At 69.4% G+C, this 17,434-nt stretch carries 15 protein-coding genes; 7 read left to right on the top strand and 8 right to left on the bottom strand.

The features are described from left to right. Positions 1-138: 138 nt before the first annotated feature. From J2X20_RS14765 to J2X20_RS14750, 4 genes are read right to left on the bottom strand one after another with little or no spacing between them, the layout of a single operon-like run. A complete protein-coding gene (locus J2X20_RS14765; protein ID WP_310266056.1) occupies positions 139-912 on the bottom strand; it encodes an SDR family oxidoreductase in 774 nt (257 codons plus the stop codon). Next, positions 909-1,541 (bottom strand): LPS export ABC transporter periplasmic protein LptC, encoded by a 633-nt coding sequence (gene lptC / locus J2X20_RS14760; RefSeq protein ID WP_310266053.1) that lies wholly within the window; start codon positions 1,539-1,541, stop codon positions 909-911. Before lptC ends, J2X20_RS14765 begins: the two co-directional genes overlap by 4 nt. Before the next feature lie 23 nt (positions 1,542-1,564). Further along, on the bottom strand, positions 1,565-2,146 hold the full coding sequence (locus J2X20_RS14755) for a KdsC family phosphatase (RefSeq protein WP_310266051.1): 582 nt from the start codon (positions 2,144-2,146) through the stop codon (positions 1,565-1,567). After that, the gene (locus J2X20_RS14750; protein WP_310266049.1) at positions 2,147-3,133 is read right to left on the bottom strand and encodes a KpsF/GutQ family sugar-phosphate isomerase; all 987 of its coding nucleotides are present in this window, start codon (positions 3,131-3,133) and stop codon (positions 2,147-2,149) included. It lies immediately after the preceding gene. A 140-nt stretch (positions 3,134-3,273) separates the two neighbouring features. On the opposite strand from J2X20_RS14750, the gene J2X20_RS14745 reads away from it, so the two are divergent. The 7 genes from J2X20_RS14745 to J2X20_RS14715 all read left to right on the top strand — a co-directional run bounded on the left by J2X20_RS14745 (position 3,274) and on the right by J2X20_RS14715 (position 11,613). After that, positions 3,274-3,978, top strand: a complete 705-nt coding sequence (locus J2X20_RS14745; RefSeq protein WP_310266047.1) for a phosphatase PAP2 family protein — start codon at positions 3,274-3,276, stop codon at positions 3,976-3,978. A gap of 95 nt (positions 3,979-4,073) precedes the next feature. Then, on the top strand, positions 4,074-5,852 hold the full coding sequence (locus tag J2X20_RS14740; protein ID WP_310266046.1) for an FAD-dependent oxidoreductase: 1,779 nt from the start codon (positions 4,074-4,076) through the stop codon (positions 5,850-5,852). A gap of 79 nt (positions 5,853-5,931) precedes the next feature. Continuing rightward, positions 5,932-7,767 (top strand): 2-oxoacid:acceptor oxidoreductase subunit alpha, encoded by a 1,836-nt coding sequence (locus tag J2X20_RS14735; protein WP_310266045.1) that lies wholly within the window; start codon positions 5,932-5,934, stop codon positions 7,765-7,767. Continuing rightward, a complete protein-coding gene (locus J2X20_RS14730) occupies positions 7,764-8,816 on the top strand; it encodes a 2-oxoacid:ferredoxin oxidoreductase subunit beta (protein ID WP_310266043.1) in 1,053 nt (350 codons plus the stop codon). The genes J2X20_RS14735 and J2X20_RS14730 overlap by 4 nt, the downstream gene beginning before the upstream one ends. Before the next feature lie 71 nt (positions 8,817-8,887). Then, on the top strand, positions 8,888-9,547 hold the full coding sequence (locus J2X20_RS14725) for a hypothetical protein (protein WP_310266042.1): 660 nt from the start codon (positions 8,888-8,890) through the stop codon (positions 9,545-9,547). Continuing rightward, positions 9,547-10,038 (top strand): hypothetical protein, encoded by a 492-nt coding sequence (locus J2X20_RS14720; RefSeq protein ID WP_310266040.1) that lies wholly within the window; start codon positions 9,547-9,549, stop codon positions 10,036-10,038. Before J2X20_RS14725 ends, J2X20_RS14720 begins: the two co-directional genes overlap by 1 nt. Positions 10,039-10,137: 99 nt before the next feature. Further along, the gene (locus tag J2X20_RS14715) at positions 10,138-11,613 is read left to right on the top strand and encodes a sulfatase-like hydrolase/transferase (RefSeq protein WP_310266038.1); all 1,476 of its coding nucleotides are present in this window, start codon (positions 10,138-10,140) and stop codon (positions 11,611-11,613) included. Positions 11,614-11,625: 12 nt separating this feature from the next. Here the strand turns inward: J2X20_RS14715 and J2X20_RS14710 are convergent, their stop codons facing one another. From J2X20_RS14710 to J2X20_RS14695, 4 genes are all read right to left on the bottom strand, one after another. Next, positions 11,626-12,831, bottom strand: a complete 1,206-nt coding sequence (locus J2X20_RS14710; protein WP_310266036.1) for an erythromycin esterase family protein — start codon at positions 12,829-12,831, stop codon at positions 11,626-11,628. A gap of 53 nt (positions 12,832-12,884) precedes the next feature. Then, positions 12,885-14,462, bottom strand: a complete 1,578-nt coding sequence (locus J2X20_RS14705) for a flavin monoamine oxidase family protein (protein ID WP_310266035.1) — start codon at positions 14,460-14,462, stop codon at positions 12,885-12,887. Between the two features lie 68 nt (positions 14,463-14,530). Then, the gene (gene lnt, locus J2X20_RS14700; RefSeq protein ID WP_310266032.1) at positions 14,531-16,936 is read right to left on the bottom strand and encodes an apolipoprotein N-acyltransferase; all 2,406 of its coding nucleotides are present in this window, start codon (positions 16,934-16,936) and stop codon (positions 14,531-14,533) included. Then, on the bottom strand, positions 16,933-17,373 hold the full coding sequence (locus tag J2X20_RS14695; RefSeq protein WP_310266029.1) for a hypothetical protein: 441 nt from the start codon (positions 17,371-17,373) through the stop codon (positions 16,933-16,935). The genes lnt and J2X20_RS14695 overlap by 4 nt, the downstream gene beginning before the upstream one ends. Positions 17,374-17,434 lie beyond the last annotated feature (61 nt).

Raw genomic sequence — 17,434 nt, 5'->3', positions numbered from 1 at the left:
CGCTGACGGGGGCGTCAGCGCACGGTCATTAGCAGGGGTGAAGCACCTTGGCCATCATGTCCTCCTTCGCCGCCTCTGAGGCCGGCTCTCGGTCCGAAGAGCGCGCAGTGTAGCCACGCAGCCCTGGTGTGACTACCGTCACTCGCTCGCGCGCTTCTTGCGCGGCCGACTCCCTAACGCACGGTCATAGAGCCAATTGGGCAGCAGGCGCAGCAGCTTGGCCAGCACCCCCATCTGCCACGGAATGACGCGGTAGCTGACCCGGGCGCGGATGGTGCGCACGGCCTGGTCGGCAAAGTCCTCGACCTGCATCAGGAAGGGCATGCTGTAGCGGTTGCCGCGCGTCAACGGCGTGTCGATATAGCCCGGCAGCAGGGTCACGACGCTGACGCCGAAGGGGCGGCACTCGCCGCGCAGGCTTTCGCAATAGGCGACGACGGCCGACTTGCTGGCGCAGTAGGCGCCATGCCCTGGCAGGCCGCGGATGGCCGCGACGCTGGCCACGCCGACCAGGGTGCCCGAGCGGCGCTCGTTCATCGCCGCGACAAAGGGGTGGAAGGTGGCGGCCAGGCCGACGTTGTTGGTCTCGAAGGTGCGGCGCATGACTTCGAGGTCATCGAAATGGGCCGTGTCCATGCCGATGCTGATGCCGGCATTGGCGATGACGACGTCGGGCAGGCCTTGCGCGGCGATGCACTCGCGGCCGATGCGGGCCATGGCTTCCAGGTCGGCCACATCGGCGCCATAGACCTTGAAGCGGGCCGCGTCGAGCTGCTGCTCGGCCGCCCAGCGTTCGACTTCGGCGGTGCGGCGCGCCACCAGCGCGAGGCGCGCGCCGTCGCGGTAGTAGCGCAGGGCAAGGGCCTGGCCGATGCCGCTGGAGGCGCCGGTGATGAAGACGAGTTCGCTCATCGGCCGCCCTTGGAAGTGATCTGGCCTTGGGACTTGCCGGTGAAGCTGACCTGGCCCGTCAGATGGCGGTATTCGAAGTTCTGCGCGTTCAGCGTCGAGCTGCCCTGGCGGATGGTGACGGGCAGGTGGGAGCGCAGGATCTCGCTGTTGGACAGGGCCTGCAGGAACTCGCCGCGCACCTCGAGCTGGGCCGGTGCGTTCTCGCCGGCACCGGGTGGCAGGCGGCGCAGGTGCACGTTGCCCATCAGTTGCATGTCGCTGCCGTCGCCATTGCTGATCGCCCGCTTGGCCTCGGCGATGGCCAGGGTGCCATCCGGCGCGATGGCGCGCACGCGCGCGTTGTCGATCTCGACGGTGTCGGTGTCCGGGTAATGGCGCAGCTCGTCGCCCGCGATCTGCACATGCAGCCGGCCATCGGCGCCGATGCGCTGGATCTCGAAGTTGGCCATGCGGTAGTCGGGCAGATGGCGCGGCGGGGCCACTTCGCCCGGGGCGTCAAGCAGCGGCGTGTTCTTGACCAGCCACCAGGTGCCGCTGGCCAGCAGGGCCATCAGCAGCAGCGGCAGGTAGTTGGACAGCAGGCTCTGCACCCGCCACAGCCAGGGCCTGGGCTTTGGTCGGCGTGGCACGGGCATCGGCAGCGCGACGGGGGTCACGAGGACTTGCCCCCGTCCAGCGTGTCGTGATGGGCGTTGAGCAGGCGCTCGTAATGGCCGGCGGCCATCAGCAGCACATCGCAGTACTCGCGGGCCGCGCCGTAGCCGCCGGTCGCCTTCGTGACGTGGTGGGCGATGGCCAGCACCTCGGCATGGGCGCCCGGGGGCGCACAGGCGAAGCCGGCCCGCGTCATCAGCGGCAGGTCGGGCCAGTCGTCGCCCATGACGGCGATCTCGTCCCAGCTGGCATCCAGGGCGCTGAGCAGGGGCTCGGCGGCGGCCAGCTTGTCCTTCACGCCGTAGAGGGCATGCGACAGGCCCAGGTCAGCGACGCGGCGGCGCACGGCCGGGCTGTCGCGGCCGGTGATGATGACGGGCGTGATGCCGGCCTGCTGCAGCGACTTCAGGCCATGGCCGTCCAGCGTGTGGAAAGCCTTGAACTCTTCGCCGTGCTCGCCGATGTAGACGCGGCCATCGGTCAGCACGCCGTCGACGTCGAAGATGGCCAGCTTGATGGCCAGGCCGCGGCCTTGCGCCTTGATCAGCAGTTCGGGCGGAAAACGGAGAGCGGGGCGCATTCAGATCACTTTCGCGCGCATGAGGTCGTTGATGCTGATGGCGCCCAGCAGGCGCTGGTCGGCATCGACGACGAGGACGACGGTGATGCGGGCGGCTTCCATCAGGTCGGCGGCGTCGACGGCCAGGGCCTCGGCGCCGACGGTGCGCGGCTTGGGATGGGCCACCTCGGCGGCGCTGAGGGCACGCAGGTCGCGGCCCTGTTCGACGAGGCGGCGCAGGTCGCCGTCGGTGAAGATGCCCTGCACGCGGTCCTCGGCGTCGACGACGACCGCCATGCCCAGGGCCTTGGCGCTCATCTCGCGCATCAGGTCGGTGAAGCCGGTGTCGGCCGCCACGCGGGGCAGGGCGTCACCGCTGCGCATCAGATCGCGCACATGGGTCAGCAGCTTGCGGCCCAGGGCGCCGCCGGGGTGGGAGCGGGCGAAGTCCTCGGCCTTGAAGCCGCGGGTGTCGAGCAAGGCCACGGCCAGGGCGTCGCCCAGGGCCATCTGGGCCGTGGTGCTGGCGGTGGGAGCCAGCTGCAGCGGGCAGGCCTCCTCGGCCACGGCGCTGTCCAGCACGATGTCGGCATGGGCGGCCAGGCTGGACTGCGGGCGGCCGGTCATGGCGACGATGGGCACGCCCAGGCGCTTGAGCACCGGCAGGATGGCGTTGAGCTCATCGCTCTCGCCGGAATTGGACAGGGCCAGCACGACGTCGCTGGGGGTGACCATGCCGAGGTCGCCATGGGCCGCCTCGGCGGGGTGGACGAAGAGGGCAGGCGTGCCGGTGGAGGCCAGGGTGGCAGCGATCTTGCGGCCGACATGGCCGCTCTTGCCCATGCCCATGACGGCGACGCGGCCGCGGCAGCCCAGCATTAGCTGCACGGCACCGGCAAACGCGTCGCCCAGGCGGGGCGCCAGCTCGGCCAGGGCGCGGGCCTCGACCTCGAGCGCCTGACGGCCGATGCGCACGGCGCGCTCGGCTGCAAAGACGGGAGAACTCATGCGGCCAGTGTAGACAAGGCCTTGCCAAATGTTTCCGGCGTGACTTCCGGCCGCAATGGCGCGCCATCCGGGTCTGCCCGGGTGTGAAACGCCAGCCTCCAGCAAGCGCGCCGGCCGGAGGGCCAAGACAATTCGCGGCCATGCAGACCGAGCTGTTAGACCGCCCCACGCGCGCCTCCGTCCTGCCGGCCGGCGTGCTGGCGCTGGGCCTGTCCCTGCTGGTGCTGCTGGCCTGGGACCTCAGCCACCTCGACCTGTGGGCGGTGCGACTCGCCGGCGGCGCCAACGGCTTTGCGCTGCGCGAGGCCTGGATCACGCGCAGCCTCATCCACGAGGGCGGGCGCCTGCTGTCCTATCTCGCCATGGCCTTCATCGTCGTGCTCAACCTGGTGCCCGGGCTGCTGCCCGCGCTGGGCCTGCGCGAGAGGCGCTGGTGGCTGGCGACGACCCTGGCCTGCCTGGCCGTCATCTCGCTGATGAAGCGTTTCAGCCTGACGAGCTGCCCCTGGGACCTGGCCGAGTTTGGCGGCGTGGCCCAGTACGTCTCGCACTGGGTGCTGGGCGCCCGCGATGGCGGCGGCGGGCATTGCTTCCCGTCCGGCCATGCGAGTGCCGCCTTCGCCTATCTTGCCGGTGGCTGGGCCCTGGCCAAGGCCTATCCCCGCGCGGCGCGCGCCTGGGTGCTGGCCTGCCTGGGCCTGGGCGTCGTCTATGGCCTGGGGCAGATGCTGCGTGGCGCCCACTACCCCAGCCACACGATGTGGACGGCCTGGATCTGCTGGGCGGTGACGGTGGCGGCTGCCCATGCGGACCCCTGGCGGCTCCGTCGCCCGGTCATGGGCTGAAACAAGTCCCGCGGCGCGCAAAGGGTTTCCACAGAGCCGGCGTGCAGGCGGCAGTCCTAGACTCGCCGCACAAAGCGCACCACGGAGGAGACACCGTGCAGCGGACCGATATCTCGGACCCGGCCTATTTCCACAAGGTCGTCGATTGCCAATGGGCCTGTCCGGCGCACACGCCGGTGCCCGAATACATCCGCCTCATCGCCCAGGGGCGGCATGACGAGGCGTATTGGGTCAACTGGGTCAGCAACGTCTTTCCGGGCGTGCTCGGTCGCACTTGCGACCGGCCCTGCGAGCCGGCCTGCCGGCGCGGTCGGGTGGAAGAGAAACAGGCGGCCAAGCCCGAACCCGTCGCCATCTGCCGCCTCAAGCGTGTAGCGGCCGACAACAAGAGCGACGAGTTCCGCGCCATGCTGCCCAAGCCGGCGGCGCGCAACGGCAAGCGCGTGGCCTGCGTGGGCGCGGGGCCGGCCTCGCTGGCGGTGGCACGTGACCTGGCCCTGGAAGGCTATGCCGTCACTGTCTTCGATGGCGAGGCCAAGCCCGGCGGCTTCATCCGCACGCAGATCCCGCGCTTCCGGCTGCCGGAGCGCGTCATCGACGAGGAGTGCGGCTACATCCTGGGGCTGGGTGTGGAGTGGCGGTCCGGCCAGCGCATCGAGTCGATGAAGGCCCTGCTCGGCGAAGGCTTTGACGCGGTCTTCGTCGGCTGCGGCGCGCCGCGTGGGCGCGACCTGCAGTTGCCCGGACGGCAGGAGGCCGTCGAGAACATCCATATCGGCATCGACTGGCTGTCCAGCGTCAGCTTCGGCCATGTCAACAGCGTGCAGCCACGCGTCATCGTGCTGGGTGGGGGCAACACGGCCATGGACTGCTGCCGCTCGGCGCGGCGCCTGGGTGCTGCCTCGGTGACGGTCGCCGTGCGCAGCGGCTATGCGCAGATGAAGGCCTCGCCCTGGGAGAAGGAGGATGCCGAGCACGAGGGCATCCCCATCCTCGACTTCCATGTGCCGCTGGCCTTCGAGCATGTGGACGGCAAGCTGACCGGCATGCGCTTCAAGAAGGCGCAGACCGGGGAGGAAGTCGTCATCCCCTGCGACGAGGTGCTGATCGCCGTTGGCCAGGAGAACAGTTTTCCGTGGATAGAGCGTGACGCAGGCATTGCCTTCGACGAGCATGGCCTGCCGGTGCTGGACGCCAAGAGCTTCCAGTCCTCGCTGTCGCATGTGTTCTTCGGCGGCGACGCGGCCTTTGGCCCGAAGAACATCATCACGGCGGTGGCCCACGGCCACGAGGCTGCGGTCAGCATCGACCGCATGCTGCATGGCGAGCCCGTCACCCAGCGCCCGCCGCCGCATGTGAATCTCGTCTCCCAGAAGATGGGCATTCACGAGTGGAGCTATGACAACGCCATCACGCTGGACCTGCGCAGCAAGGTGCCCTGGGCCGCGGCCGAGAAGGCCCTGGCCAGCATCAAGGTCGAGGTCGAGTTGGGCTTCGACGCGGCCACGGCCTTCAAGGAGGCCCAGCGCTGCCTGAACTGCGATGTGCAGACGGTGTTCGCGCCCAAGCTCTGCATCGAGTGCGATGCCTGCGTCGACATCTGCCCGATGGACTGCATCACCTTCACGGCCGATGGACCCGAGCTGCGGGATCGCCTCAACGCGCCGGCCCTGAACCTGGATCAGGCGATCTACGTCGAGGACGGCTTGAAGACCGGCCGCGTGATGGCCAAGGACGAGGACGTCTGCCTGCACTGCGGCCTGTGCGCCGAGCGCTGCCCCACCGGGGCCTGGGACATGCAGAAGTTTCTGCTCGTCACGACCAAGGCGGGCGCGGGCTGCCGTGACCATGCGACGCGCAAGGAGGTGGCATGACGACAACCCCCACGCGCGCTTCGCGCGCTGCCCCCCGAGGGGGCTCGGCCTCCCTAGGGGCGGCCCGTCGGGAGGCCGCATGAGCCGCATCGAAGCCGTCAACGATTTCGTCGTCAAGTTCGCGAATGTCAACGGCTCGGGCTCGGCCTCGGCCAACGAGCTGTTTGCGCGGGCCATCCTGCGCATGGGCGTGCCGGTCAGCCCGCGCAACATCTTCCCGAGCAATATCCAGGGCCTGCCGACCTGGTATGAGGTGCGCGTCTGCGAAGCCGGCTGGCTGGGCCGGCGCGGCGGCGTCGACCTGATGGTGGCCATGAACCCGCAGACCTGGGCCCAGGACCTGGCCGAGATCCAGCCCGGCGGCTATCTGTTCTACGACAGCACCAAGCCCATGCCGCCCAGCGCCTTCCGGCCCGACATCCACGTCATCGGCATGCCGGCCACGGCCATCTGCAATGCCACCTACGACGTGCCGCGCGAGCGCACGCTGTTCAAGAACATCCTCGTGCTCGGGGCGCTGAGCGAGCTGATGGGCATCGAGGCCGCCGTCATCGAGAAGCTGTTCGCCGAGCAGTACAAGGGCAAGGAGAGGCTGCTGGACTCCAATGTGCGGGCCCTGCATGCCGGAGCTGAGTTCGCGCGTGACCATCTGTCGGTGCAGCCCTTCGGCCTCAAGGTGCAGCGCGCCGACGCCGTGGGCGACAAGATCTTCATGGAAGGCAATGCCGCGACGGCCTTGGGCTGCGTCTACGGCGGCGCCACCGTCTGTGCCTGGTACCCCATCACGCCGTCGTCGTCGGTCGCCGAGGCCTTCGAGAAATACGCGGCCAAGTTCCGCACCGACCCCGCGACCGGCGAGAAGCGCTATGCCATCGTGCAGGCCGAGGATGAGATCGCCTCCATCGGCATCATCACCGGCGCCGGCTGGAATGGTGCGCGCGCCTTCACGGCCACCTCGGGCCCGGGCGTGTCGCTGATGACCGAGTTCCTCGGCCTGGCCTATTTCGCCGAGATCCCCTTCGTCGTCATCGACGTGCAGCGCGGCGGCCCCAGCACCGGCATGCCCACGCGCACCCAGCAGGCCGACCTGCTGTCCAGCGCCTATGCCTCGCATGGCGACACCCAGCATGTGCTGCTGCTGCCCGAAGACCCGCGCGAATGCTTCGAGTTCGCGGCCGACGCACTGGACCTGGCCGAGCGGCTGCAGACGCCGGTCTTCCTGATGAGCGACCTCGACATCGGCATGAACCAGCGCCTGTGCGCGCCGCTCGAGTGGGATGACGGGCGCCGCTATGACCGCGGCAAGGTCATGACGGCCGAGCAGCTGGAGGCCGGCAAGGAGTTCGCCCGCTACAAGGATGTCGACGGCGACGGCATTCCCTGGCGCACCCTGCCCGGCACGCATGCGAGCAAGGGCGCCTATTTCACGCGCGGCACGACACGCAACGAGCAGGCCATCTATTCCGAGCGCGGCGACGACTACATCCGCAATGTCGAGCGCCTGCGCGCCAAGTTCGCCACCGCCGCCTTGCTGGCGCCGCAGCCCCTGGTGCGCGCCGCGGCGCAGAAGACGCGGCTGGGCGTCCTCTACTTCGGCTCCACCGCGCCGGCCATGGACGAAGCCCTGGCGGCGCTGACCGAGGCCGGCATCCACATCGATGCGATGCGCTTGCGGGCCTATCCCTTCGCGCCCAGCGTCGCCGAATTCATCGCGGCCCACGATGCCGTTTTCGTCGTCGAGCAGAACCGCGACGCGCAGATGCGCCGCATGCTGGTCAACGAGCTGGAGGTGGCGCCCGCGCAGCTGATCAAGGTGCTGCACTTCGACGGCACGCCCATCACGGCCCGCTTCATCACCGACGCGATCACGCGCCATGTGCATGCGCTGGCGACGGCTCCAAGGAGTGCCGCATGACCTATCTCGCCAAACCCAAGCTGCACCACCCGAGCCTGACCAAGAACAAGGTCGGCTACACGCGCCGCGACTACGAAGGCAAGGTCTCCACGCTGTGCGCCGGCTGCGGCCACGACTCCATCTCCGGCGCCATCGTGCAGGCCTGCTGGCAGCTCGACATCGAGCCCCACCGCGTCGCCAAGCTCAGCGGCATCGGCTGCTCCAGCAAGACGCCCGACTATTTCCTCGGCGCCAGCCACGGCTTCAACACCGTGCACGGCCGCATGCCCAGCGTGCTGACCGGCGCCTACCTCGCCAACCGCGAGCTGCTCTACCTGGGTGTGTCAGGCGACGGCGACTCCGCCTCCATCGGCCTGGGCCAGTTCGCCCATGCGATGCGCCGCGGCGTGCGCATGGTCTATATCGTCGAGAACAACGGTGTCTACGGCCTCACCAAGGGCCAGTTCAGCGCCACGGCCGACAAGGGGTCGGTGGCCAAGAAGGGCGCCACCAACAACGACGCCGCCATCGACCTCGCCGCGCTGGCGCTGCAGCTTGGTGCCACCTTCGTCGCGCGCAGCTTCTCGGGGGACAAGACCCAGCTGGTGCCGCTCATCGAAGGCGCCATCCGCCACGGCGGCGCCGCCTTCATCGACGTCATCAGCCCCTGCGTGGCGTTCAACAACCATGCCGGCTCGACGCGCAGCTATGACCATGTCCGCGCCCACAACGAGGCGCTGAACCGCATCGACTTCATCGACCTGGCGGCCGAGCAGGTCGTCGAGCACTCGCCCGACGTCATCGACGTGCCCCAGGCCGACGGCAGCACGCTGCGCCTGCGCAAGGTCGCGCCCGACTACGACCCCACCGACCGCCTCGGTGCGATGAATGCCATGCAGCTGCGCGCCGCGGCCGGCGAGATCGCCACCGGCCTGCTCTATGTCGACCCGGCAGCCAAGGACTGGCATGCGGCGCAGCGCACGACGGCGGCGGCATTGAATACCCTGGACGAAGCGGCGCTCTGCCCCGGGTCTGCCGCCCTGGCCAAGATCAATGCGGGCTTGCGATAGCCGCTCGAATGGGCGGTCAGGGCGCGGTGGCGCCACTAGACTCCGCGCCACCGTCTTGACCCTCGACGCCCATGAACTTGTCCTTGTCGATCCGCCTCTGGGCAGCTGTTCTCCTGCTGCTGGGGCTGGCCGGTTGCGCCACACCCAACATCGACGCGAAGCACGATGTGCGCGGCGCCACGACGACGGGCGTGGTTTCGGGTTCCATCACTTATGCCGGGCCTTATGGCCTGTACCGGCTCAGATTTGTGTCCCAGGAAACGGGGGAGAAATACCCCGTCGAGCATGGCTCTGGCCAGACGCTCAACCCCGTGCTGGCCTTCAAGGGCGAAGACCCCCATCCAGGCCTCAAGAAGCGGGGGTCGCCCTTTGCGGTGGCCCTTCCCGCCGGCAACTACGAGCTGAAAGGCTGGGAGCTGCACTGCGGCAACGCCCACCTTGCATCCTCGGCAGCGACCGGCGTCGTCTTCAAGGTTGAGCCGGGGCAGGCCATCTACCTGGGCAACTTCAACTTCGTCGAGACCGCGCGCTTTGTGCGCATGCCTACTGCGGCCGCGCTGTCCCTGAGCGAGCAGTCGGCGCGTGATCTCCCGGTCATCCGCACGGCCTTCCCGGCGCTGGCCGAGGTGCCCATCACGCAGACGCTCAACCCTGCGGCTCGCCTGGAAAACCTGGGCGGCCAGTCGGCTTCCCGCATCGATATTCCCATCTTCATCCCCGTGGTCCGCTGATGTCTTACAAGATCTGCCTCCCCCTGCTCACCGTCCTTGTGCTGAGTGCCTGCGCCAGCTCCAGTCAAGACAAGGTCACCACCGCCGCGACCACACCGCTGAGCGACCTCAATGTCGTCCGCGCCGAAATCCCCGAGGTATTGAAGGCCGCGGCGGCCGCGCCCTATGCCCTGCCGGCTGATGCCAGCTGCGGTGGCCTCGCCGCCGGCATCCGCGCACTGGACGAGGTGCTCGGCCCCGACCTGGATGCGCCTCACACCGGCGGCAACCCCGGCCTGCTGGACCGCGGCGAGGACGCCGCCACCGGCGCCTTGCAGCGCACGGCCGAAGGCGTCATCCCTTTTCGCGGCTGGGTGCGCAAACTCAGCGGTGCCGAGCGCTATGCCAAGCAGGTCAGCGCGGCCATCACGGCCGGCGGCGTGAGGCGGGGCTATCTGCGAGGTCTCGCGGCTGCCAAGGCCTGCACGGCAGCGCCCGCGAAGGCAGCCTGACCGGCACGCGAACCGCGCACACAGTCCTTTGCCGAGCGCGAACGTTCAGCAAACTTCTGACTACGGGGCGGAAAACCAGTACCGGCAGACTCGCCGGCAATGCCCGCCGCCCGCTTTCTCCCTCGCGTTCCGCCCCGCGCCGTCGTCCTCGCGGCGCTGGTCTTGCTGCTCTGGACCGTCGTCGGCGCGACCTGGTTCCTGCGCACCTATCTGGGCCTGGTGACGCCCGACCAGGTTCTCTATCACCTGCAGAACGGCGGCATGGACTATGCCGACCCGCGCATGCTGTGGCGGGCCTGCCGCTGCCTGCTGGCGGTGCTGGCGCTGACGGTGCTCAGCCTCGTGCTGCTGAGCCGCATGAAGCGCTGGCATGGCCGGCTGCTGCTGGCCCTGCTGGGCACAGGCGCTGTCGTGTCGGTCAACGCCACCGTGTCCGATCCCTGCCAGCCCGAGCCCGATGGCGGCGACTACCTGGCCCGTCACTATGTCGACCCTGGCCAGGTCGCCCTGCAGGCGCCGGCCGAGCGGCCCGATGTGCTGGTCGTCTTCGTCGAATCCCTGGACGAGGGCTACACGCGGCCACGCGAGCCCCATGCGGCCCTGCTGCCCAGGCTCACGCGCATGCAGGACGACTTCCAGACCTTGGGCGAGCTGCGCAACCTCAGCGGCGCCAGCTGGACCGTGGGCGGCATGTTCAGCGCCCTGTGTGGCCTGCCCTTGCAGCCGGTGGGCCTGATGAGCCACAACTCGCTGGAGTACAGCCGGCGCTTCTTCGAGAACGGCCAATGCCTGACCGATCTGTTGGCGGGCCGGGGCTGGGATATCAGCTTCTACGGCGGCGCCTCGCTGAAGTTCGCCGGCAAGGGGCGTTTCCTGGAAGACCACCATGTCGCGCGCCGCTTCGGTGCCGAGCAGTGGCAGCAACGCGGTGTCCGGGTGCCCACGGCCGGCTGGGGCCTGCTGGACAGCGACCTCGTCGAGCTGGCCTGGGCCGACATGCAGCGCCCGCGCAAGGCGGGCGAGGCGCGGATGAGCCTGCTGCTGACGGTCGATACCCACGGCCCCTCGGGCGCGCATGACCGCGGCTGCGTCGCCGATGCGGTGGTTGACGAGGATGACGATGAATCCGCCGACGTCATGCGCGAGGCCCTGCGCTGCACCGACCGCGTTGTGGCCCAGCTGGTGGAACGCTTCATCGGCAACCGCGATGGCCGGCCCAAGGTCGTCTGGATCATGGGCGACCACCTCAATCCCGAGCCCCTGCTGAACGGCGAGCTGCTGCCGGAGGCGCATGGCCGCACCGTCTTCCATGCGCTGGCCCGCTACGACGCCCAGGGCCACGCGCTGCCGGCGGACGACCTGCAGCGCGAATTCACCCATGTCGACGTCCTGCCCACACTGGCCGAGGCGATTGGCCTGCGCTGGTCGTCCCAGCCGCACCGGCTCGGACTGGGTACCTCGCTGCTGGCCGATCCGAGCCATGCGACTCTGGCCGAGCGCGACGGCATGGCCATCGTCAATGGCCGGCTGTCCTGCCGCTCGCCGCTTTACGAGCGGCTGTGGATGAAAGCGTAGGGCGAACAGGCCCTAGCGCGCCATCTTCACGGCATCCATGTCGCGGATGTAGAAGACGCCGTCCCATTGCGCGCCCAGCCCAATGCCGGTGCCCAGCGGGATGCCGTAGCCGAACTCCATGGCGCGCGCCGGCAGGCCGATCTTGAGTTTGCGCGGTGCGTTGAGGAAGGCAAAGCCGGCCGGGTCGCTGGCCAGGGTCGACTCGAGGCTGCGCGGGTAGGCGGGCGGGATGGCCTGCACCTCGCCCGAGGCGAACTCCATGAAGCGACCCTGCAGGGCGGTGGTGTTCAGCACGTAGTAGTCGCGGCCCAGCTTCTGGCCCAGGATGTCGCCGGCATAGCGGTGGCTGTCGTCGAACTTGACGCCGCGCGCGACGTGGATGGTGTGGGCCCAGATGACGGCCTTGCGGCCCGGGTAGACGCGCTGCAGCTGCCACAGCACGTTGTTGGCCATCTCGCGGTCGCGCAGATAGTCGCCATGCCAGAAATTGGCCGCCTGGGCCTGCAGGCCGGCCAGGCTGCGGCACAGCAGTTCGTCGCCGCCAGCCTTGCACAGCGTGGCCTTCAGGCGTGCGGCCACCGCTTCGAAGGTCTTCTCGTCTGCACTCGACGGCGGCGTGCGGTCCATCTGCATCAGCTGGTCGGCCAGGTGCTCAAACGTCGGCCAGTCGGCGGCATCACCCTGCAACTTCGCACGCAGACGTGAAGGCAGCTCGCTGCGGCTCAAACCGCCGCTGAGCTGGCTGTCGATGCCCGACAGCAGCATGGGCCTGGGGCCGGCCTGGGCTTCGTCCAGGTAGCGCAGCAGCGTGCGGCCGGCGTCGCTCTTGGAGTACATGTAGAAGACATTGCCCGGCGCCAGCGCATCCAGCTTCTCGCCGCGCTGCATGGCCTGCTGCAAGAGGGCGACGTCGAAGACGCCGCTTTCCAGCAGCAGCACGTCAAAGCCCTTTTTCTCGTGCAGATAGCGCACCAGGCGCGTCTTGAGCTCGAACTCCTGGCGGCCACCATGCGTCTGCTCGCCCAGCGCCACGACGCGAGCCTGGCCGATGGCGTCGCCAAAGGCCTGCAACTGCGCATCGGTCAGCTCGGCCGGCGTGGCCGCCGGCATGGGTTTCATCTGGGCGCGCACCCAGTCCGTCGAGCCTACTTTGGGTGCCGCCTTCGCGCCCGCCACCACCATCGTCAGCGCCGCCAGCGCCAGCCATTTCCTGCTCATCGCCACTCCTTGGTGGCGGGCAGGATATCGACTTCAAACTGGTATCTCGTGCTTCAGGACAGGCCCAGGCTGGGCTCCTGGGAAGCCTCGTCCACGGGCCTGGCTGGTATGGTCGCCAGCGCCAGCTCGGCGCTGTTCAGGGCGCCTTCGATGAAGCCCTGGTAGTCCGAATAGGCCTCGCCGACGATGTGCAGATTGCGCGCGCCACTGCCGAAGTCGAAGGCCTTGAAGGCGTCCATGACCTTCCACGAGCGCACCCCCGGCTGCCAGCCGTGATTGGCCGCGCCATAGGGTGCGCGCGCCCAGTCGCGGATGCCGTAGGTGATGATGGAGTTGCGGATGTACTGGCTGGTTTCGGCCAGGCTCAGGTCGCCGAAGATGCGCTTGGCGTTGTCGGTCAGCTTGAGGGCGGATTCGGCGTTCGCGTCCGCCGCGCGCTTTACGTCCCGTGCCACGAAGAGGGTGAAGGCATCGACGATGCGCGCGTTCTGGTCCACCTCGGCGCGGTCGTGGCGCTCGCCGTCGATGACGTAGTGGCGCCAGAACTCGGTGGACGGGCGGTCCATATAGAGCAGCACCATGCCGTGGCCATCGGCGTCAGCCTCGGGCGCGCGGCGGAAGTAGTGGATCTCGCGCGTCGGCATGCAGTTGGCGTATTGCTGCGGCGCCTGGCCATAGCTCCACCACGGCGTGTTGCAGACGAAGAAGACCTTCAGCATCGGGAAGCCGTTGACGCTGTCCAGCTGCGAGGCGATGTGCTCGGGCAGGTGGCGGGTCAGCTTGAGCAGCGGCAGGCGCGGCAGGGCCAGGATGAGGCGTTCGGCGCGCAGCGTGACGGGGCCGTTCTGCGTCGCCACGTCCAGGGCCAGCGTCGGCTTGCCCAGCTCGACGGGTTGCACGCCCCTGAGCCTGTGGCCGCCGGCCAGCGTCACATTGGCATGGCCGCGCAGGCGCGACAGCAGGCCCTCGGTCAGCCGAGCCGAGCCGCCCTCGATGCTGGCCAGTTGCTGGCCCACGGTCTTGAGGGCGCGCAGCCACCAGATGATCCACTCGGCCGCGTTCAGGTTCTCCGGGATCATGTGATAGAAGGTCCCGGTGTCGCGCAGCTTCACCAGCGCCCGGTGGCTCAGGATGCCCTGCGCAGACAGCGCGTTCCAGAAGCCCATGTCCCACAGCGGCTGGCCGTGCAGCTGGGCATGCTTGCGCAGCCGCATGTAGTCGGCCTCGGTCAGCGCATCGATCCAGGCTTGGTCGTCCTTATCTGAGCCCTCGCGGCCCATGATGAGCAAAATGCCGCGCTTGAGCAGCTGCAGCGAGTTCAGGCCGCGCTCGGCCTCGGGCAGGTCGAGGTCGTCGCTCACCACCTGGTCCGACGAGGGGCCGGAGAAGTCCAGCAGCCCCACGCCCAGCTCGGCGCACAGGGCGGCGAAGCGCGGTTGCAGCGTCGGCTCGAAACGCATCGGCCCGTACTCGGCGATGAAGCCGTCCATGTCCTCGGTCTCGATGCGCCCACCCCAACGGTCGGCCGCGGCCTCCAGCACCAGGATGCGGTGGCCGGCATCGGCCAGGCGCAGCGCGCAATACAGGCCCGACACGCCGCCGCCGGCGATGACGATGTCATAGGTCGTCATGGAAACTCCACTTGTATGTACAACTTGGGTGGCAGCATATCGGAGGCGCTGCCGCGCCGGCTGCCGGATCAGGCGGTTGTGGCTCGCAACAGCAGCCAGGACGGCAATCCCACGTAGAGGGCCAGCAGTCCCAACCGCTCCAGCCAGACCCGGGTGGCGCCGGCTTCGGCGGGCCGCAGCAGTCCATCGACCAGCGCACCGGCTTCGATCGCGGCCCGGACCACTCCGGCACACAGCACCACGCCGGCAATCCATGCGGCCCACCACAGCCCGAAGGCCGTCAGATAGGCCTGGAGGCCGAAGCTGTAGAGCTCGCCGAAGGGGCTGCCATAGGCGATCCTCTGGTGCAGCTGGAAGGCGATGAGGGCGAGCAGCAGCGGCAGCAGCAGGTATTTGGAGAGGGGCTGCGACAGGCGGCTGCGCGGGAGCTGTACACGGCTGCGGGCGTAAGTCCACCAGGCGCGCATGGACGGCTTCTCGCTGACGGGCAGGCCCAGGGCGCCGGCCATGGACCAGGGGTCGGGAAGGGCGAGGCCATGTGGCCAGCGCTCCCCCGAGTTCAAGCGCAAGCCGGCACCCGGACCCGGCAGAGGAAGCCGCCAGGGTTCGATCGCAGCGATGTCGTGCAGAGGAACCTCCAGCCGCCGTGCACCGCGCATCAACAGCAGCAGGCCGTCACGCAGCGCGACCTCGGCGCTGCAAAGCCGCAGCAGGACCCAGGCCGCAGCCTCCGGAATGAGGCACAGGGCAATGAACATGCGGATCAGGGCCAGCGTGCTGGTCTGCAGCGTGCCGTCGCCCCACAGCCAGGCCGCGCCCAGGGCCAGCGCACCGCCACGGGAGATCAGGCGCAGCAGCCCGACCACCAGGCGGGCGGCCGAGGGCAGCACCACGACCCGGGCCGGCAAGGCCAACAGCGCCTCCGCGGGCGCCGCACCCATCCGTCGCCGCAGCGCCGCCAGCAGGGTCAGCCCGGCAAGGGATAGCGCCGCGGCGCGGCCCACCCAGTCGCCCCAGCGGACCATCAGCGTGGGCGCCGGGTCGCGCGCCGGCAGGTCGCCGATGACGAGGGTGCGTTCGCCCATGCGCGTAGCAGCGATGACCTGGCCGCGGGCGTCGATGACGGCGCTGAAGCCATTGGTCGTGACGCGGAACTGCGGCAATCGGGTCTCGATGCTGCGAAAGACGGCGACGGCCTGGTGCAGGGCGGCGCCCTGCTCGTGGTCGGTGAACCAGGAGTCGTTGGACATCGTCAGGATGACTTGGGCGCCCAGGCGCGCACCGTCAATGGCCAGGCCGGTGTCGGTATCGTCCAGGCAGATCAGTGGCAGTACCGGGATCTCGCGGCCATCCGCGAGGCGCAGCGGGAAAACGCGCGCGCCCGTGCCCGGCCGCCAATTGCCGGCGCCGGACAGCCAGGCGCGCACGGTGGGTGTGTCCAGCCAGCCGGGCAGGTATTCCGTGAAGGGGAAGAGCCGCGTCTTGCGGTACATGCCCAGCAGTCCGGTGCGCGGCTGCACGAAGGCGGCGGCGTTGTATTCGCCATCAGCATCGCGGTCATAGCTGCCGAAGACAAAGGGCACCCCGGCCGCGTCGATGATGGCCCGGATCTCGGCGTCCAGTTCGGCGCCCGCCTCGCTCTTGGGCTGGCCGAAGCTGGTGGGGTAGACGGTCTCGGACCACAGCACCGCGTCCACATGCTGGCGCTCGACGGCGTCGTAGCTCATCGCGAAATGGGTATCCAGCACCTCGCGCACGACGGCGCCGGCACCTTTCTCGCGGCGCAGGCCCTCGTAGTCGATGATGTTGGACTGCACCAGGCCCATGCGCAGCGGTTTGCCATCAGTGGGCGGTTCGGCCTGCAGCGCGACGAGGCCGTAGCCGGCCAGCAGCAGCGGGCCGGCGGCGGCCAGGGCCAGGGGCGCGGCAAAGCCCTGGCGACGGCGCGCCAGCGCAGCGGTGAAAGCCTCGTTGGCCAGCAGCAGCGCGACGGTCAGCCCGGTGGCGCCGCCCAGTTCGGCGGCCTGGCGCAGCAGTGGCGCGGGGTAGAGGCCATGCCCCAGGGTGTCGCCCAGCAGATGGGGGCAGGCCCATTCGGTGGCGACCCAGCTGGCGGCGCCCGTGAGCGCGGCGGGCACGGGGCCGTGGCGCTTGCGCGCGAGGTGGCGCACGAGAGCGAAGACCAGGATCTGCGGCTGGAACAGTGGCGCCATCAGCAGCATCAGCGCGAGGCCCGCGCCCGCACCGATCTGCGTGTAGGCCCCCAGAGCGCTGCCGAACCAGTAGAAGACGGCCGCCGTGTAGGCGACCGACATGGCCCAGGCGCTCAGCAGGAGGCGGCTCCAGCGGGTTTCGGCATCCAGCGTGCGCAGCCAGGGCACGAGGGTGACGAAGCCCAGCATCCAGGCCGGGCCGCCGCGGGCATAGAGGCCGCAGAGCAGGGCGGCCAGGGCAATGCCGGCGAGGCGGCTCAACGCGAGCCGTCCAGCGGCGCGGGCACGACGATGCGGCGGATCGGCAGGCCCGGCGGGGCGAGTTCCGGTGTCACGATGCGATCCGCCGGCACGGCGACCGCGCGGCCGTTGATGACGACGGTCTGCGCATCCGGCGAGAACATCAGCATGGGCTCGATGCGCTGGCCGTCGTCGGTGGCCTGGTGGTGGCGCACATAGCCGGGCGGCAGCTCGAAGCCCTCGGGCACGGCCAGGCCGATCAGCGGCGGCCGGGTGCCGGGGGGATTGAAGGCGCCGAGGCCCGTGTGCACGCCGGCCGCATGCAGGCGCTGGATCACTTCGGCCATGGTGGGGCGTTCGCCTTCGTTGACGTAGTCGGCCAGGTCGGGCGTCGGGTCGCCGTTGGGGTCACGCAGGCGCGGGATGCGGGCGACCGGTGGCGTGGCTGTCGCAGCCATGACGACGGTGGCGGAGGCGATCGGTGCGCTGGCCGCAGCCCCGCTTGAGACGGCGGCTGCC

Origin of the sequence: Roseateles saccharophilus (assembly GCF_031458095.1) — a bacterium.
In the GTDB taxonomy this organism is placed as follows: domain Bacteria; phylum Pseudomonadota; class Gammaproteobacteria; order Burkholderiales; family Burkholderiaceae_C; genus Pelomonas; species Pelomonas saccharophila_A.
This window is presented reverse-complemented; position numbering and strand designations above follow the sequence as displayed.

Excerpts from the sequence above, each read along its gene's own strand:
- J2X20_RS14750 (WP_310266049.1), bottom strand. The coding sequence starts at position 3,133 with ATGAGTTCTCCCGTCTTTGCAGCCGAGCGCGCCGTGCGCATCGGCCGT.
- J2X20_RS14710 (WP_310266036.1), bottom strand. The coding sequence starts at position 12,831 with ATGAGCAGGAAATGGCTGGCGCTGGCGGCGCTGACGATGGTGGTGGCG.
- J2X20_RS14745 (WP_310266047.1), top strand. The coding sequence starts at position 3,274 with ATGCAGACCGAGCTGTTAGACCGCCCCACGCGCGCCTCCGTCCTGCCG.
- J2X20_RS14705 (WP_310266035.1), bottom strand. The coding sequence starts at position 14,462 with ATGACGACCTATGACATCGTCATCGCCGGCGGCGGCGTGTCGGGCCTG.
- J2X20_RS14695 (WP_310266029.1), bottom strand. The coding sequence starts at position 17,373 with ATGGCTGCGACAGCCACGCCACCGGTCGCCCGCATCCCGCGCCTGCGT.
- J2X20_RS14725 (WP_310266042.1), top strand. The coding sequence starts at position 8,888 with ATGAACTTGTCCTTGTCGATCCGCCTCTGGGCAGCTGTTCTCCTGCTG.
- J2X20_RS14765 (WP_310266056.1), bottom strand. The coding sequence starts at position 912 with ATGAGCGAACTCGTCTTCATCACCGGCGCCTCCAGCGGCATCGGCCAG.
- J2X20_RS14720 (WP_310266040.1), top strand. The coding sequence starts at position 9,547 with ATGTCTTACAAGATCTGCCTCCCCCTGCTCACCGTCCTTGTGCTGAGT.
- J2X20_RS14730 (WP_310266043.1), top strand. The coding sequence starts at position 7,764 with ATGACCTATCTCGCCAAACCCAAGCTGCACCACCCGAGCCTGACCAAG.
- J2X20_RS14715 (WP_310266038.1), top strand. The coding sequence starts at position 10,138 with ATGCCCGCCGCCCGCTTTCTCCCTCGCGTTCCGCCCCGCGCCGTCGTC.
- J2X20_RS14755 (WP_310266051.1), bottom strand. The coding sequence starts at position 2,146 with ATGCGCCCCGCTCTCCGTTTTCCGCCCGAACTGCTGATCAAGGCGCAA.
- J2X20_RS14735 (WP_310266045.1), top strand. The coding sequence starts at position 5,932 with ATGAGCCGCATCGAAGCCGTCAACGATTTCGTCGTCAAGTTCGCGAAT.